Consider the following 16,169-nt stretch of genomic DNA (forward strand, 5'->3'; position numbering starts at 1 on the left):
TACTTGAGTACTGAATACGGTCTATATGGCAATAAAGGATGTTCTTGCAGATTTCGAGGGAGATGATTTCGTCACTCCTAGAATTATTCGTGCTGCTCGCAGTTTTAATGGTCAAGGTACTTCACTTTATTACTATATTGATGGTAAAGATTCTGATGGGCTTGTTGCTGGTCTAAAACTAGACTTCTTTAAAGAAGTTCGCTTTACTAACTTTAAGAAACCTCATCCAACAGAGAAATATAAACCTTATTTTGATAAATTCATTTCTGGATGGTCTTGTAGCCACGATGATGTGTTGCAGTGTTTTGCATCATCGAATTCAATAACAAAAGTGCAATTAGACAAGATGGCTAGACATTGGGAAATTCCTGTAGAGCGATTTATCAATACCTTGTTACTTGCATATATGTTGTTGTGGGATGCTGAAGATGATGGCTGGCTTGATGGATTTGATTGGGACGGCGGAGATTTCAGGGGTTCCTTGCCTGCACGAAAGCGATGAAGCGTCTTGCTGAAGAATTTATGCCATATTCTTTTAGAAATAGTTAAAACTCATCAAGTTCGCTTGGGACGACGCGATGAATTTGGACAAAGCTACACTCTAGATTTCACGTTGGAATGGCAAAATAGAAGTGCAACCATTCGCAGTGGTTGGATTATCGAAGAAGGTTTTAATATCCCAAGATTAACAACCTGCTATCTGCTGTAAATATTTGGAAGTTGTAGAAGATGACTAAAAATACAATCAAGTTGCTGGATGTAGTAGCACTGACAGCTGATCTGCCTGAATAAAACCTGTACCGTGGTCAAGTTGGCACAGTCGTAGAATTATTAGCTGGTGGTGCTGCATTTGAAGTTGAATTTAGCGATGCCTGCGGCGGGCTACGCCTACGCAATGGACGCACTTATGAATCTGTCGGTTTACGCCCAGAGCAAATTATGGTGTTACATTTTGAGCCAACATCCCCTGATTCCGTCCCAGAAATGATGCTAGCTTAATAGGTCTAAAAACGCAGATGCTAATGATATTTACGATAGGCTACCTTTATGCACATCAAGATAGAGAATCTAGCGATCGCTTATTGTATATTGTAGTTTTGAGAGCGATACCAAGATAGATAGAAAATAGAGAGTGAAATAATGTTAAAAATATTCAGAGCTTGGTTGAAAGGAAGTCGTTTAGAGTGGATTGATGATGTACCTTTATTGGGAGAGCAACAAATCACGGTTCATGTTACATTGCTGGAAAATGAATCAGTCATTGATAAACAAGCACGGGGAAGAAGAATGGCTGAAATATTAGAAAAACTTGCTGTGAGTCAAGCTTTGACTGATGTTGATCCCGTTATTTGGCAGCAAGAAACTCGTCAAGACCGTTCACTTCCGGGACGATAAAACGTGCTGCTTGATAGCAATATTATTATATATTCTGCTCAACCAGAAAACGTCCAATTGAGAGAGTTAATTGCTGAATATGCACCTGCAGTATCAGCACTCAGTTATTTGGAAGTGTTAGGCTATCATCTGCTTAAAGAGGAACAACGCCAGTATTTTGAGGAGTTTTTTCAAGTTGCTCAGGTTTTACCAATCTCTGAAGATGTGTTAAATCAAGCGGTAATTCTGCGACAACAGAAACGAATGACTTTAGGTGATGCAATTATTGCCGGCACTGCTTTGGTGTATGGACTAACTTTGATAACAAGAAATACAGATGATTTCTGTTGGATTCCACAATTTCACTTGTGGAATCCGTTTGAGTCTGATAAACCCAGTTAAGAGAAAAGTGCGTAGGCGTAGCCCGTCGTAGACATCGCATCTGGTAGTTTTGAGAGCGATCGCAGCACTAAAATTATAAAAAAATAATATAGAAGCTAAAATTTGTTTCTTTGTGTAATGCGGTCAGTTTGATTATAGTGCGTAAATATTAGTTGTCTTACAATGGCTCTGATGTATACTTTATAAGCATTTAAAAATTACGAATTACGAATTATATTAACATCTCTGGTTATCTTTAACATTTTATCTCCACCAGGCTGTAGTTCGTATTCAACCTTTTGAATATCTATGTTATAACCCTTTGAAGTGTAATATTTAACTATTTCATCTAAATGTTGTGAATGTTTCCACATTAAAGTTATCAGGGGAAATATTCTAACTTCTTTAGCAATACGCAACATCTCACCTACTGAATTTAGATGAAAATCGTAATCGAGATGGTCTGAATATAAAAATAATAAATGCGAACAAAGAGCTATATCAAACTTTTGATTATCATAAGCCAATTTTGGCAATTCACCGACTCTGTATCTGTTGCTCTTTTTGCCAGTCTCATAATCAGACAAAAATTCTCGAATAACTTTGACTCGATTGTGCCGCAAATCATCCGGGGATTTATGATAGCTCCATACCCAATCATTTGATGTAGCCTTAACTTGATTAATGATGTTATCTACCACTTCATTAAATCTTTTCAATATTTCATCACTGGAAAATTGGTACAGTGGATCAATAGAAACCACACTTTTACCGTGACGCGTCATTTCTGCATTAAAGCTTGCTGGCCCATCCCCAATCCCAATGATTCTTTTATTTAAATCTGCATTTGTTAAATTGAATATTTTTATATATTCATCCATTGACCTCCCAAAAGGAACTACTTGATCTAGAACCATTGCCATAGAATTTACCTTGTAAATATACTGATTAAACAGGATAATAGTAAACTTAAAATGTTTTATGCAGTACCAGACGGCAATCATTCAGAAGCACATCAAGTTCTTTTACAACTGTCAAGGGATTTCTACCTCTAAACACAGCAGCGATCACAGCTTCATAAGGATTTCTACCTGTTCTCTTGACAGCATTTATTGCAGCTTGATTTGATAATCCTCGGACACTAACTAGCCATGCCGCTAACACATGTCCAGTACGTCCAATTCCACCAGAACAATGTACAACTACTTTCTCATTTTGTTTATCAGCTTCTATTAAGAAAGGAAGTATTTTCTGTGTGAGGGGTTCTAAATCAGATAAATGGAAATCTATAATTGGTGCCCAACAAACTAGTTGATTCCCAAATTCCTGTTTGTATATGTTTAAAAGATCGGAGTAAGAAGCTAGCTGTTGTTCAGCAAGAAGACAGCAAACACGCTTGATATCTTGGCGCTTTATGAATTCTATCCAATCTTGAACCTTCTTGTCAGTATATCCAGGCCGCGCAGCACCAAAGACTATTTGCTCTTTCTCCCAAGCTGGGGCAAACTTGTACATATTTAACTGTTTAGAGTCGAGGTTGTCAAATCTCACCAATGGTAGAAAATAGCGATCACAGTTTAAAAATCTCTTTACACCCAATGCTACCTAAAGTCACTAATGGCTACGTAAGTATACCTCACGATCTTGCTGTAGGTCTGACACTACGCTCTGGAAAATCCTAATATAATAAGCTAAATGGAATCGTAAGAATAAAGTTTTTCAAGAAATTTTATATTTTTGTGAACTATCTTGCTGGCCATACTACCTCTAATGCTTATTTTTAGGACTTTTGCAGCTTACTTAGCTAGCTCCAGTTGTTACCTTGACTAATCAATGAGGTTAAGAGAAACTAACTAAATACTGATGTGTGTGCTTATAATAATAATAAGTTTTGTAAAGATTCTGAGACATATATGTTGAAACATGGAACATTAGTTAAGAAATGGCAAGTTTGTATCTAAAAATGTTCCTACGGCTATATTTGTAGCCTTCTGCCAAGGCAGTAAAATTTAAGCGTACTTATCCTGGTTGGCCAAAAGAATGGAGACATTAGAGTTCATAATTTATCCAGACGGTCGGGTACAAGAGAAAGTCACTGGCATTGTGGGTGCTTCTTGCGCTGAGGTTACAGCAGCAATAGAGGCGCAGCTGGGGCAAGTACTTAGTCATGAGCCAACCTCAGAATATTTCGCCGCTAAGGTGCAGCAATCTAATGTGGCGAATACACACACCACTTACAGCGATTGGTAAGTTTTCACAGTAGTTTAATGTTATTAATTCACAACCACCATGTCACACTTTAGCCAAATTAAGACTCAAATCCGTAACCTTGATTCTTTGAAAGATGCTTTGACTGAATTGGGCGTAGACTGGAAACCCGGCCCACGCGAAGTCCGTGGCTATCGCGGTCAAACCCATCCTGCGGAAATTAGTATTGAGCAGGAAAATGGCTATGACATCGGTTTTAGATGGAATGGCAAAGAATATGAACTGGTGGCTGACTTACAATATTGGCAGCTAGGTCTGTCTGTAGATGGATTTTTGCGCCAGGTAACACAGCGCTATGCTTATCAAACAGTTGTGAAAGAAACTGCTCGTGTTGGTTTTCAAGTCTCTGAACAACAAAAAAATGAAGATGGTTCAATTCGCCTGGTAGTACAGCGCTGGAGTGCGTAATGGGTGATTTTCTGCCGTCGCTGGAAGAACAAGAAGAAGAGAATCGTTCCGGTTTGGAACCAGAATTAGGGGGTTTTTTACGGGATGCCCCAGAACGTTCTGGTTTAGAACCAGAATTGGGCGGTGTATTGCGCCAAAATGGTGTTTATGTTGACGAAATCACCTGCATTGGTTGCAAGCATTGCGCTCATGTTGCGCGTAACACCTTTTACATTGAACCAGATTACGGGCGATCGCGCGTAGTTCGGCAAGATGGGGACGGTGAGGAAATTATCCAAGAGGCAATTGACACTTGTCCGGTTGATTGTATTCACTGGGTTGATTACACTGAACTGAAAAAGCTAGAAGAAGAACGCAAATATCAGGTAATTCCTTTAGTGGGTTATCCGGTAGAACAGGCAGTTGTTGCTAGCGAACGTCGGCGTAAAAAGCAAAAATTGAAGACCAAAAAATCCCGTTATTAAGATAAAAACGTTAAATCAATATAAGAAAGGACTGGTATATCCAGTCCTTTTGTTTTTCGTTATGTAGTTAATTTCTGATCCAGGGATAATTTGGAATTTAGAATTCCTTATAAGGGCTAACTTTCTTCATTTTAAATTTAAAGGATCGTGTTGTGAAAGTAATTTTTCTACTTTTGCCTCGTCTAACCTAGCAGTTAATCTTCTAGTTTCATGCAAATCTCTAGTAGTTTTTGCCAAAGTAAAAGTTGAGCCAACAGAGAAAGCCATACCCATACCCATAAAGCCTTTCACCCAGCCATTTACAGGTAAGTTTACAATGCCGAAGGTGGTCATAGAAATAGAAATCACAAAAGCTGCCCAAGTTTGAATAACCCAAGCTGCACTGTCTTTTTGGGTACCAATTGTTTGCATATTTCCTACCTTTGATATGACTTATTAATATCAATTCTTGATTTGTAATTAAGAAGCGTAATTCATTTAGGTTTCCAAACTTGTATCTATAGTTTAGTTTTGGAGAATTGGTGTTAACAGTAATTATATTTATTGGTAGGTTTACTGGTATCAATAGTAAGACCAGTTTCATAACTGGACTTAAACAGGTAAGCTCAAGAGCAATTGTAGTAAGTAGAAACTGGCACAAGATTTGTACCAGTTTTACAAGTGGCATTAAAAGGATGAGTTTACTTATTGATCTGGAAAAGTCTGTACCTTGCCATCAGGACTGAGAACAACTCGAATTCTGACATTTTGTCCATTTTTATTGGCGGAAACAAAAGGTTTACCAACCTCAGGCATCCCAGCGTTATCAACGAATTCTCTTGCTGCCTTATTAAGTGGGAAAATTCGTTCAATTGTGCCGTCAACACCAACTATCAAACTGTACTCTAATGTTTGTCCCAGTCCAGTAGGTGGTTGCCAGCGCTTTGTTAGGTACTCTCTAGCTTCTGCTATTTGAGGTGTATCAAATAATGTGCCAGTAGCTACTTCTCTGGATGTAGGAGGTTTGCGTCCGTCCCCTAATTGATCGATAAAGGGATTATTCTCCGCATTCCTAGAGGAGGGAGGTTGTGAAGCAGGTTTTTCTCCAGCAGAAGATTGCTGTAAGGAACGGATTCTTTCGTCTAGCTGTTGTGAGGTTAATGGGGAGGGTTGGGTTGGGGTATTGACAGGATTGTTATTGGGTATGGTGTCAAGAGATGGAGGGAGGACTGGTGAGATATTAGTTGGTAAGCTGCTTGTGTTAGAAGATAGTCTGGGTGGCAAATTCCGCAGTTTAGGGATAGTACCTGCTTGGGAACTTGACCCGGTTGGATTCTGTCCCAGATTTGGTAATATGGCAATTTCCTGACCTGGGATTTTGCTGGATGGTGGAATCGCTCGATTACTAGGAAGGGTTGCAGTCGTCCCTTGAGGTATTGTCAATGTATTTGGTGGCGGTGCAGAGAAACTACTAGAACTAGGGGCACTTAGAGGTGCTTGGGGTAAAGTGGATGTGGAAAGTGGAGGAGTAGAACCTAGCAAATTATTTGATGGAGAGGTTAGCCCAGGTTCAGGCGTGGGAAAGTTTAATGAGGATGAAGGTTCTAAAGCAGTCTTTACTGCTGTTGAATCTGATGTTTTGGCTGTCTGCTGTTGCTTTTCTCTAATATTGTTAGCATATTGCCAAGTAACTGGTAAAAAACCTATACCTAATACTAAGACTGCGGCAACAGGTGCCCAAGCAGGGAATCTCAGAGTCGAACTTGTGCTGTTGAGAGTTGGAAGTGCCATGACATCAGCTGAGTATTCATCTAAAGCACTTGCCAAATCGAATAGTTGCAGCAAACTGAGTTGAATTACTGGGCCAGATGAATGGTTGGCAAGAGAACCGAGAAATAAGTTGTGAGTTAAATAGCTGCTTGGTTCTAAGTAGATATTTGCCCCTGAAATCTGGGTACTAAAGGCATTTAATGTTTTTGTTGAAGACTTTAATTCCGGCTCATCCAGTGCTGTGCTTGACTCTTGGGTTCTGGAGAAACTGACCCAAAAGCTTTCTGGAGACTGTTGGAGGAATTGCTGTACATAGTTGGTGACAGCATCACATAAAGCTTCGAGTTGCTCGCGATCGCCCCGAATTGGAACTCTGTGTTCTTCTGGTAGTCGAGGATCGTCAAAACGCAGCTCAAAACTCAGATGTTTGAGGACAGTTTTTCCCATCCAACGAGACAGAGATGAGCTTTGCGCGAATACTTCTAGCGTACAAGTCGGTGGTGTGTAGCAACGAATAACAGAATTTGATAGAGGCATGACAGGAACTGCGAAGAAGACTATATTGGGATTTTGCAAAAATTGAGCCAGTTGCTTGCAAAGAAAAGTTGGAACGGTGGATTTTTCCACTCAGAAATTTGTCAGGTTCCTTGCGTTATTCAAACTGGCGTGCAAGGAGGAAGCATTGCTGATAGTGCATCGCCCAAGAGCTAATGACCATCAAAAGAGTTTCCTGACCTAGCAAACTTTTCAAAACGAATTTTGGTTGAAGAATTTCAAATCTAAAATTTAAAATTTTGTTGAACGGTCTATAAGTGCTAGCCAGAGACGGCGATGCCCACCAGGAGCGCTGTAAAAAAGTAAATCTACAAGCAGTTTTAGAGCCAGGTTGGTTAGTAAATCCGTTGAGATTTTCTCGTCCTCTTCCATCCGCTCTTGGTAGGTGTTGCAAAAAGCATCAATATAGTCTCCAAGTAAAGCAGCCTGGTGAGGTTCTCGGTTATTTTCTGCCATTTGTTCTAACAGACCGACAGCGCGGCGAATCAATTCCTGGTGCTGTTTGGCTAAGTAGCAGATGATCAAAACAAGCGATCGCGCTTCTTCGACATCTAGCTTTTTTCGCCCTCCTTGACCTTTGCGTAGAGGATTTGATTGGCGCAATCGCCATAAAGCTACGCGGTCTGGCACTCTTGACTCTAAATTCAGATCGGTTGCCGCCGAAAGCATTGCCTCTGAACCAATCCCAGTTAAGGTTTCTAGCGCCAACAGCACCAAGTCTAATTGGGTTTTGATATTGTCCCATTGAACTGTGTTTGGGGCTGGAAGCTTGATTAAATCCTCCCACTGGGAATTTGGAGTGGCTGAGTTGGCGGCCGAGTGCATAACTTTTAGCATAGGTGATCGAGCTGATAGGGGATGTTGCTGTTACCCATTTTGAAACCAGACTCTTAAGAATCAAGCTTGGTTTCCCATAGCTATGAGCCAGAGGCTTCAGTTAGCTTTTTTATGTGGTAAACAGTAAGTATCTTTGTCTTACTCTAGATGAAAATTTATTTTCGACAAAGTAAAAAATTATCAATTCTAATTAAGGTTTATCCTACTTTCGCTGTTAGCTCCGTATCGAAGTATAAATAATGTTAAAAATGCTAACCGCTAACGATCGCTAAGTAATTATGTAGAATACCTCCTAATTTGTTTGTGGTTTGGAATTTTGAAATTTCTTGATATTTATTACTTGGTCTTAATCTATACATAATTACTATACAAATATTTTACCTGTTTGCTAAAGGCACTTTTTACTGCTGGACATTATCTGTGTGCAGCCTGTAATTTCAGTATAGGCTGGGCAACATCAGGACGATTGACGCCTCCATGAATAAAACTGATGACAAACTTAAAAATTTGATAAAGTCAGCATTTGGAGATGTTGGGTGATTGATTTATTACAACTTAGTTGGTACTATAACTCTAACCGCAAACCACGCACATATCAGAACTCATTTATAAAGTTAATGAGCAGAGGCAATACTTTATATATTTACCAAAACCCACACTGAAGCATGGATTGCAGATCATTCACCCAGTAGAAATAGCAACGCAATAATATAACAACTATGAAAAAGCATTTTTTTGCCTTTTCACTGATAGCTTGTGCTGTCGGTGTGACTTTGCCAACTCAGGCATTTGCAGTTAAGCTATACGGTGCTGGTAGTTTGCGCGATAGTCTCACAGAAGTAGCTGAATCTTTTAACGAAAAATATGGAATTCCAGTAGAAACGCGATTTGGTCCGTCTGGTTTAACACGGGAATTTATAGAACAAGAATTTTCCAAAACTGGAAAATCCGCAGATGTTTTTGCCAGTGCAGATATTGAGAACCCTCAAACATTGTTTGAAGAAGGTTTGAGTGAACCTGTAGTAAACTTCACTAGCAACCGCATGACTGCTATTGTGAGATCGGGACTTGGTATCACATCAGATAATTTGTTGGATTTTTTGCTAAAACCCGAAATCAAGGTGGGAACCTCAACCCCTATAGCAGATCCATCTGGTAACTATGCATGGCAGATATTTGACAAGTCCGATCGGGTTAAACCTGGTAGTTCTCAAATTCTGAAGAATAAAGCTTTGCAATTAGTAGGTGGTAATCCTAATGCTCCTATAGTTCCTAATGGCAAAAATAATTTAGTCTACTTTCTAGAAGAAAAAAAGCAGGCAGATATATTTTTAGCTTATTACACGAGTGGTCAGACTGCCCAAGCAACAAAAGGTGGTGAGAATCTGCAAATAGTAGAACTACCAGACTATTTAGCAACCAAAGCTGATTATGGATTGGCTACACTGAAAAACGCCGATCCCGATGGGAAAAAATTAGCCGAGTATATCCTGTCACAAAAAGGGCAAGAAATTTTGGCAAAGTATGGATTTAGCTCACCCTCTACTTCTGTTCCCGAACATCAAGGTGCGGGTGGAATTTTACTGGCTTTAAGTGTAGCTTTAATCCTGTATAAAAAGCAATTAATTAAATTAGACTACCATAGGTAGAAAACTTCCTAATTTTGTCTTGTTCTGATTCAAATCAATCTGATAGTACATTCAATAAGGAACCAATATGTTCGCGGGCGCGTGAATGATGGCTATACCAATGACCTCTCGTTAGTAATCACCAAAGTTCCAGAACCAAGAATCTCATGTTTCTTGCTAGTTAGCTCATCTTGTCTGATGGTATGGAAATTACGTAGAAACCGCCAATTATTGCCGCAGATTTCATTATCCTCATCCTAACTTTGGGTGATCAAATCATAAATGCGTGACAGGGAATAATAAAAGACATTGACGTTGTGTTGAAGAAGCAGCTAAACCTCATCTATGTTGAGAACCGTAGTTTTTGCCCTCACCCTAAATCCCTCTCCCAAGTAGGGAGAGGGACTTCTTTCCGGCTCCCCTTCTCCCAATATTGGGAGAAGGGGCTGGGGGATGAGGGTTTTTCTATTCATACAGAACTACGGTTTTCAACGTGGACGCAGTTTAACAATACTTTTATCCCACTAGCCACAACCAACCTTTTTGAGTAGCCATTTCTGATAATTTCAATTAAATGTAGCTACTAATTTCCTGTCTTAGCCACGCACGAAATGCTTTCATTGTCGCATTTCTGCCATTGGTTTTACTCAGTATCAAATATTCTGGAATTACTTGGGAGATTGAGAAGTTGGGGAAAATAGAACTGGTATTTGATTCTATATATTTACCATCAAAAAGCACGTTTATTTCCAGCTTTCTTCCATTCCATCGCCACAGTTCCGGTACTCTCAACGCTTGATAATTATTGAAACGAGTGCGGGAGGTAATATCAATTTCAATAGCCAAATCTGGAGGCGGGTCAGTTTCTAAATTTATTTTATCTTTGCCCCTAATTTTAGCTTCATTTTGGATATAGAAACAATCATCGGGTTCTACTCCAGCATCCATACTTTCCTTATCAAAAGTTGTAGAACCTAAACTCCAAAATTCCAGATCGAGTTCTTCTAATAAAACTTTTAGCAAGTCCCCAATAATAACTTTAGCTACTTCATGCTCTGGTAATGGAGCCATTATTTCCAGCACCCCTTGACTGTAACCTATCCGAGAGCTGCGATTGTCTCCCAATTCTGCTAAAATGCGCTTGTATGCCGACCAAGAGACATCTTTAATCAACAACTGATGACCGGCTCTAACAATTAGTTGATTGAGTTCAAGTAACATCGCAAATTTCCTTCTATTTATTAATGGCAATACGCTTGGTGTTCACAAGCTGGGCTATTAGTAAAAAAACTAAAAGCTGCAATGAAAGGTAAAATCTTAGTCTTCATACTGTTTTTATTCTGTTACTTCTGCTTCATCCTAACTTTGGGTGATGAAATATAGCAGTTTTCGTTTGAATGCAACAGATGGTGAGGGCACAGCATTCCTGTGCCCAGTGGTCTGTATTCCATGCAATTGAGAACAGCTATATGGTTACTATTGCTACTTTATTTTAGATGAACAACGGTAACACCAGTGCCGCCATCTGCTTGTTCTGCTGGTTCGTAGTTGTTCACTCTGGAATGGTGTTGCAAAAAAGCGTGAACTCCTTGTCGTAGTTTACCAGTGCCATAGCCGTGAATAATCCAGATTGGGCCTGTAGCTTCCGAAATGGCTTTGTCTAAAATGTATTCAGCATCAGCCACGCGTTTACCACGCAAATCGATGGTATTTCGGGAAGTCCGAATTTCTGGGACATTTTGCGGTGGCGGGGCTACTGCTGCTGGGGCTGGTTTGGGTTTGACAACTGGTTCGGCTTTTTGACCATCTAGAGATTCTACGTCTTCCAACTTCACAGTCATCTTCATTAGCCCAAAGCGAACGCTTAATTCGCCATCTTGATCAGGGGCGGCGATCACTTCCGCTGTCTGTCCCAGTTTGGGAACACGGATGCGATCGCCTACTTTGGGCATAAACCCAACTTTTGGTTTTGCTGGCGTTACTGGTTGATATTGCTGGCCAATTTGATTCAAAGCATTGGTGGCTTGCTGTGCCTCTTGGGCTGTGGGCGTACCTTTCTGCAAACGGCGGATTACTTGGGCAATTTCACCTTTTGCTTGAGCGATCGCTTGTTGCACTGCGATTTCCTGTGAAGCTCGCAAACTGCTTTCCCTCTCCTCCAAACTTGCGGCTTTTGCAGATACTTCTTTATATAAACGTTCCGCTTGCTGCAACAAAACTTGGGCTTCCGCAGCTTTGGTTTCTTGACGGCGGCGTTGCGCTTCTAAGCCAGCAATCACCTGGTTAACTTCATCTGTGGCTTCTCCCACTTGGGTTTTTGCCTCTTCTACCACTTCTGGTTTTAATCCCAAGCGCAGGGCAATGGTTAGGGCATTAGAACGTCCAGGTATGCCCCACAGGAGACGGTAAGTAGGTGAGAGAGTACTTTCGTCAAATTCTACAGAGGCATTTTCAAACCGATCGTCTTCATATTTCAGGGCTTTTAATTCCCCGAAGTGAGTGGTGGCAATAGTTAGCTGGGAATGGTTGGCGAGATATTGCAACAAAGCGATCGCTAAGGCGCTACCTTCTACTGGATCGGTTCCAGCGCCGACTTCATCAAGTAATACGAGTGATTGGGGATTGGGTATTTCCTTATCCCCATTTCCCAATGCTTCCAAAATCCGACTAATCCGGCGGATGTGTCCAGAGAATGTGGATAAACTTTGCTGTAAGGATTGTTCATCGCCAATATCTGCCAGCACTTTATCAAACCAAGGTATTTCCACTGGTTCGCGGGCGGGGACAAACAAACCCACTTTGGCCATTAATGCTGCTAACCCCAAGGTTTTTAAGGTTACAGTTTTACCGCCAGTATTTGGCCCAGTAATTGTCACTACCCGAATTTGGGGATTAATCAGTAAATCTACAGGAACTACTGGTTGCCCTTGTTCGTGCTGTTGTTGCCACACTAACAGAGGATGTCGTAAGTTCCGCAAGGTAATGATTTCCCTGTCTTCACGCTGGATAAATCGTGGGGGGTTCGCTCCTAGCCAATAACTATATCGCGATCTAGCGGTTGCCAGATCCAAAGTGGTAGCGATCGCTAACAACCTCTCTAAATCTGGTTTGACTGCGGCTACAAGTTCTGTCAAAATGCGGCGAATCGTTTCTTCTTCGGCTTGCTCTCTTCTAATTATCTGCCGCAGTTGGTTGCCTAGAGGTACTACTGAATTCGGTTCCACATACAGGGTGGCACCACTGGTAGAGGTATCGTGAACTATACCGGGGATGGCATCTTTTTGGGGTGCTTTGACAGGGATAACAAAGCGATCGCTCCGTTGCGTAATCAGCTGTTCTTGAACTGCGCCAGATTTTGCCTGTAAGATATTTTGCAGCTTTTGAGTAATTTGGCTGCGTAATCGCCGTAAGTCTGTACGAATTTCTCCCAGTTTTTGACTCGCGCGGTCAGTTACCTGGGCCCGTTCATCAATACAGCGATGAATTTCCTGTTCTAGGTCGGGATAAGTCCGCAAATCGGCAACCAAATCAGTCAATATCGGCAAATCTTCTTGATTGTCGATCACACGGCGCAAATTTCTGGCACCAGCGAGGGTGGTGGCGATCGCTAACAGTTCATCTCCTGCCAAAACTCCACTACGTTCTGCCCGTTCTAAGGAATCGCCAATATCTTGAATTCCCTCAAATGACAGTCCTGTGGTCAGGCGAGTTTCCAGTTGGTAGACTTCTTTGGTTTGCTCTAACAACTCTTGGCTTTGGGTCTGAGAATCAGGTATTTTCAGATGACGCGCAGCTGTCGCCCCCAGCTTAGTTGCCGCAAAGGTAGCAAGGTGCTGGCAAAGGCGATGCCATTCTAATAATTCTAAGGTTTCAGATTGGATCAAGGTTTCAACATCTAATCTGAAATTATGGTAACAATTCTAGCTCCTAGATGGATAAATCTTAAAGGAGAAAATTTTCCTTTAATTCAATCAACCAGCTAGTCCGTGGCAATAGCAAAGTAATAACTGGCACATTAAACCATCTTTTTTGAGAAAATACCCCAATACCAACTCTCACCAAAAACAACACATAAACGAATTAGGCAGCAACTATTTCTTGGGCCAGAACGTAAGGTTGAACGATGAGAGTATTAAATCGCTTACTGCGATCGCTATTCCATTCTCCCACCTGTACTGTCGTGGGTTTGGTAATCAATTGTTTATCAATCCACTGTTCCACTGATGGAATGTTATCGCTGGCGATCGCTACTCCAACATCCACCAAGTTTAGCTCAAGGTTCACCAAAATTACTGCATCTCGTTGTACATGAGGAATTAGCCACTCCCACTCTGCCTCATCCAAAATTTCTATTAATTCCGCTCTTAAATCCGACATTACTTCCCAATGTTTATTTGTAAATGGCTATTTTTACATTATTCCCTAGTTCCCAGTTCCTGACAAATGACTAATAATTAAACTTCTGATTTCATTTCATCAATTTCAAATAAAGACACAATTACTCCAGCGATGGGAATAGATATAAAAACACCTAATAATCCTGCAACTTTAGCCCCTACTAGTAAAGCAAAAAATACCACTACAGGATTAAGATTCAGTGCGCCCTGCATAATTCTAGGCGCAATCAAATTGTCTTGTATTTGCTGGAGAACAATACAAGCTATTAATACTTTTACTGCTAACCAAACACCTTGAGACAACACAAATAGAGTAACTGTACTTACTGCTAATGTCGCGCCTATGCCAGGAATTATATCAACAATCCCGATTATTATTGACAATATTAAAGCAAAAGGTACATTTAATAGTAAAAATACTAGGAATGTTGAAATTGTTAAAAATGCGCTTAATAGCAATTGACCTCTAAAAAATCCTAAAAAAGACTTTCTAATTATATTTGTAAATCTATTACGGCGCTGTTTTGGTACTATTTTCAAAATAAAATTCCACAAGTTTTCTCCATCCAATAGCATGAAAAAAGCCACAACTGCAATCAATATAAAAGTTACAAAGTTCGTCATAAACCCTTGTAAAATGGCTAAACTATTAACAAGAGCTGATACAGCCTGATTTCGCAATTGTTCTTCAATAAAACTTAAATCTATCTGGAAATTACGGTTTTTTAACAAACCTTCTAGTCCCTCTAATAAAGGCACTAAAGAATTTAAAAATGCAGTGATACTATCAATTAATTGTTGTCCTTGAGATAAGACTGTTAAGCTCACAGTAATTATTACACCGCCTATAATTACAATACTGAGTAAGAAAACGACACCAACAGCTATACTGTGGGGCAAAAAACGCCGCAGCCCTTGTACAGGATAACTGAGCAAAAAAGCTAAAATTGCCGCAAATGTAAAAATAACAATGACCGATTCAAAATAAGCTAAAAGTTGTACAATTGCCCAGCCAGAAGCAACTAAAAGCAAAAATCGAACTAATGCCAGATTATTTAGTCGCTCCCAAAAACTCTTGGTTTCAAAACCGCTCATAATAATTCTTAATACTCGCCATTCGCATAGCGTCTCGTAGAGAAGGCGAGAAGCAAGCTACGTAATTCGTGATTCATAGTTAAGATATAAAAAAGCTAGTTGTCTAGTATGATAAAATTATCCACCCCGGAAGATGGATGATTTATTTGTTAGAAGTTCCTTAGTTGATTCCTAGAATGAATTGATTTTAAGATTAGATCAAACTAATAGCGATCGCTACTTTACTAAAGCATACATCTCTTGCGTGTCTAACTCATCTTCCTAAATCATGCATTTCGTTTATGACTGTGGCACACTTTTGTGTTAGATTCTCCAATTCCTCTTTATTACTGGAATTAGGAGCATCAATCAAGTTACCAATTCTGACTGTGATCGGAACTGCGCGAGGTAGGGACGCTCCTTTTTGTAAAATCTTCTCAGTACCCCAGACACTCACCGGCAATATTGGGGCTTTTGCTTTCGCCGCCAGCAACAATGCGCCTCTTTTGGGGTCTGTAATTCGACCATCTGGGGTGCGAGTACCTTGCAAGAAAACACCGACAGCCCAACCTTTATCGAGATATTCTAGGGCGGAACGGATGGCATTGCGATCGGCATTTCCCCGACTCACCGGGTAAGCACCATACAATTTAATCGCTTGCGCCAAAATGGGGATATTAAATAACTCTTCCTTAGCCATGTACGCCACTGGACGACGTACACAATTAGAGACAATCGGCGGATCGAAGTAACTAGCGTGATTACTCACTACTAGTAGCGGGCCTGAGTTGGGGACATTTTCCGCACCATAAATCTGGCCCCGAAAGTAAGCGTGAAGCATGGGGCTGACGACTGACCATTTAAAGGCGTAGTAAAGTGCCAGACTGATCGACGGTTCGCGGTTTTTATCCACAGAAGATAATGCAAATCAAACTGAATTTAGCATACGCGATCGCAACACCCAGATCAAACGCAAAAAAGCTATAGAGATGAATTGCTTCACTCATCTGGGAACACTAAATCTGGAAATCTTT

At 40.6% G+C, this 16,169-nt stretch carries 19 protein-coding genes; 9 read left to right on the top strand and 10 right to left on the bottom strand.

Features of this window, described 5'->3' with window-relative positions; all coding sequences use genetic code 11:
• Window positions 1–25 precede the first annotated feature (25 nt).
• From NLP_RS06775 to NLP_RS06795, 5 genes are all read left to right on the top strand, one after another.
• Entirely contained in the window at window positions 26–502 is a 477-nt protein-coding gene (locus NLP_RS06775) for a hypothetical protein (protein WP_104905725.1), read from the top strand.
• A gap of 6 nt (window positions 503–508) precedes the next feature.
• The gene (locus NLP_RS06780; RefSeq protein WP_234017237.1) at window positions 509–709 is read left to right on the top strand and encodes a DUF6883 domain-containing protein; all 201 of its coding nucleotides are present in this window, start codon (window positions 509–511) and stop codon (window positions 707–709) included.
• 86 nt (window positions 710–795) lie between these two features.
• Window positions 796–999: a DUF4926 domain-containing protein gene (locus tag NLP_RS06785; protein WP_325034753.1), complete on the top strand. Its 204-nt coding sequence runs from the start codon at window positions 796–798 to the stop codon at window positions 997–999.
• 141 nt (window positions 1,000–1,140) lie between these two features.
• Complete coding sequence (locus NLP_RS06790) at window positions 1,141–1,395, top strand: hypothetical protein (protein ID WP_104905726.1); 255 nt, start codon at window positions 1,141–1,143, stop codon at window positions 1,393–1,395.
• 3 nt (window positions 1,396–1,398) lie between these two features.
• Window positions 1,399–1,776 (top strand): type II toxin-antitoxin system VapC family toxin, encoded by a 378-nt coding sequence (locus NLP_RS06795; protein WP_104905727.1) that lies wholly within the window; start codon window positions 1,399–1,401, stop codon window positions 1,774–1,776.
• Window positions 1,777–1,973: 197 nt separating this feature from the next.
• Here NLP_RS06795 and NLP_RS06800 read toward each other — a convergent pair whose 3' ends face one another.
• Complete coding sequence (locus tag NLP_RS06800) at window positions 1,974–2,678, bottom strand: SAM-dependent methyltransferase (protein ID WP_104909796.1); 705 nt, start codon at window positions 2,676–2,678, stop codon at window positions 1,974–1,976.
• Between the two features lie 46 nt (window positions 2,679–2,724).
• Window positions 2,725–3,270 carry a protein-tyrosine phosphatase family protein gene (locus tag NLP_RS06805; RefSeq protein WP_104905728.1) on the bottom strand — a complete coding sequence of 182 codons (546 nt, stop codon included), beginning with the start codon at window positions 3,268–3,270 and terminating at the stop codon, window positions 2,725–2,727.
• Window positions 3,271–3,795: 525 nt separating this feature from the next.
• Here NLP_RS06805 and NLP_RS06810 point away from each other — a divergent pair.
• From NLP_RS06810 to NLP_RS06820, 3 genes are read left to right on the top strand one after another with little or no spacing between them, the layout of a single operon-like run.
• A complete protein-coding gene (locus NLP_RS06810; RefSeq protein ID WP_104905729.1) occupies window positions 3,796–4,005 on the top strand; it encodes a DUF2997 domain-containing protein in 210 nt (69 codons plus the stop codon).
• Between the two features lie 39 nt (window positions 4,006–4,044).
• Window positions 4,045–4,431, top strand: a complete 387-nt coding sequence (locus NLP_RS06815; protein ID WP_104905730.1) for a DUF1257 domain-containing protein — start codon at window positions 4,045–4,047, stop codon at window positions 4,429–4,431.
• Window positions 4,431–4,895: a ferredoxin gene (locus NLP_RS06820; RefSeq protein WP_104905731.1), complete on the top strand. Its 465-nt coding sequence runs from the start codon at window positions 4,431–4,433 to the stop codon at window positions 4,893–4,895. The genes NLP_RS06815 and NLP_RS06820 overlap by 1 nt, the downstream gene beginning before the upstream one ends.
• A 126-nt stretch (window positions 4,896–5,021) precedes the next feature.
• Here NLP_RS06820 and NLP_RS06825 read toward each other — a convergent pair whose 3' ends face one another.
• The 3 genes from NLP_RS06825 to NLP_RS06835 form a co-directional block, all read right to left on the bottom strand.
• On the bottom strand, window positions 5,022–5,306 hold the full coding sequence (locus NLP_RS06825) for a YiaA/YiaB family inner membrane protein (RefSeq protein ID WP_104905732.1): 285 nt from the start codon (window positions 5,304–5,306) through the stop codon (window positions 5,022–5,024).
• Window positions 5,307–5,579: 273 nt separating this feature from the next.
• A complete protein-coding gene (locus tag NLP_RS06830) occupies window positions 5,580–7,181 on the bottom strand; it encodes a DUF4335 domain-containing protein (RefSeq protein WP_104909797.1) in 1,602 nt (533 codons plus the stop codon).
• Window positions 7,182–7,430: 249 nt separating this feature from the next.
• Entirely contained in the window at window positions 7,431–8,036 is a 606-nt protein-coding gene (locus tag NLP_RS06835) for a DUF3038 domain-containing protein (protein ID WP_012406938.1), read from the bottom strand.
• Window positions 8,037–8,755: 719 nt separating this feature from the next.
• Between NLP_RS06835 and NLP_RS06840 the strand changes: the two genes are divergently transcribed.
• Window positions 8,756–9,685, top strand: coding sequence for a molybdate ABC transporter substrate-binding protein (locus tag NLP_RS06840; RefSeq protein WP_104905733.1), 930 nt, complete (start codon window positions 8,756–8,758; stop codon window positions 9,683–9,685).
• A 549-nt stretch (window positions 9,686–10,234) separates the two neighbouring features.
• Here NLP_RS06840 and NLP_RS06845 read toward each other — a convergent pair.
• From NLP_RS06845 to NLP_RS06865, 5 genes are all read right to left on the bottom strand, one after another.
• Window positions 10,235–10,885 (bottom strand): Uma2 family endonuclease, encoded by a 651-nt coding sequence (locus NLP_RS06845; protein WP_104905734.1) that lies wholly within the window; start codon window positions 10,883–10,885, stop codon window positions 10,235–10,237.
• A 266-nt stretch (window positions 10,886–11,151) separates the two neighbouring features.
• Window positions 11,152–13,548, bottom strand: a complete 2,397-nt coding sequence (locus tag NLP_RS06850; RefSeq protein WP_104905735.1) for an endonuclease MutS2 — start codon at window positions 13,546–13,548, stop codon at window positions 11,152–11,154.
• A 196-nt stretch (window positions 13,549–13,744) separates the two neighbouring features.
• A complete protein-coding gene (locus NLP_RS06855) occupies window positions 13,745–14,041 on the bottom strand; it encodes a DUF2288 domain-containing protein (RefSeq protein WP_104905736.1) in 297 nt (98 codons plus the stop codon).
• A gap of 77 nt (window positions 14,042–14,118) precedes the next feature.
• Window positions 14,119–15,156 (bottom strand): AI-2E family transporter, encoded by a 1,038-nt coding sequence (locus tag NLP_RS06860; protein ID WP_104905737.1) that lies wholly within the window; start codon window positions 15,154–15,156, stop codon window positions 14,119–14,121.
• Between the two features lie 253 nt (window positions 15,157–15,409).
• Entirely contained in the window at window positions 15,410–16,048 is a 639-nt protein-coding gene (locus NLP_RS06865) for a lysophospholipid acyltransferase family protein (RefSeq protein ID WP_104905738.1), read from the bottom strand.
• Window positions 16,049–16,169: the final 121 nt, after the last annotated feature.

The organism is Nostoc sp. 'Lobaria pulmonaria (5183) cyanobiont', from assembly GCF_002949795.1.
In the GTDB taxonomy this organism is placed as follows: domain Bacteria; phylum Cyanobacteriota; class Cyanobacteriia; order Cyanobacteriales; family Nostocaceae; genus Nostoc.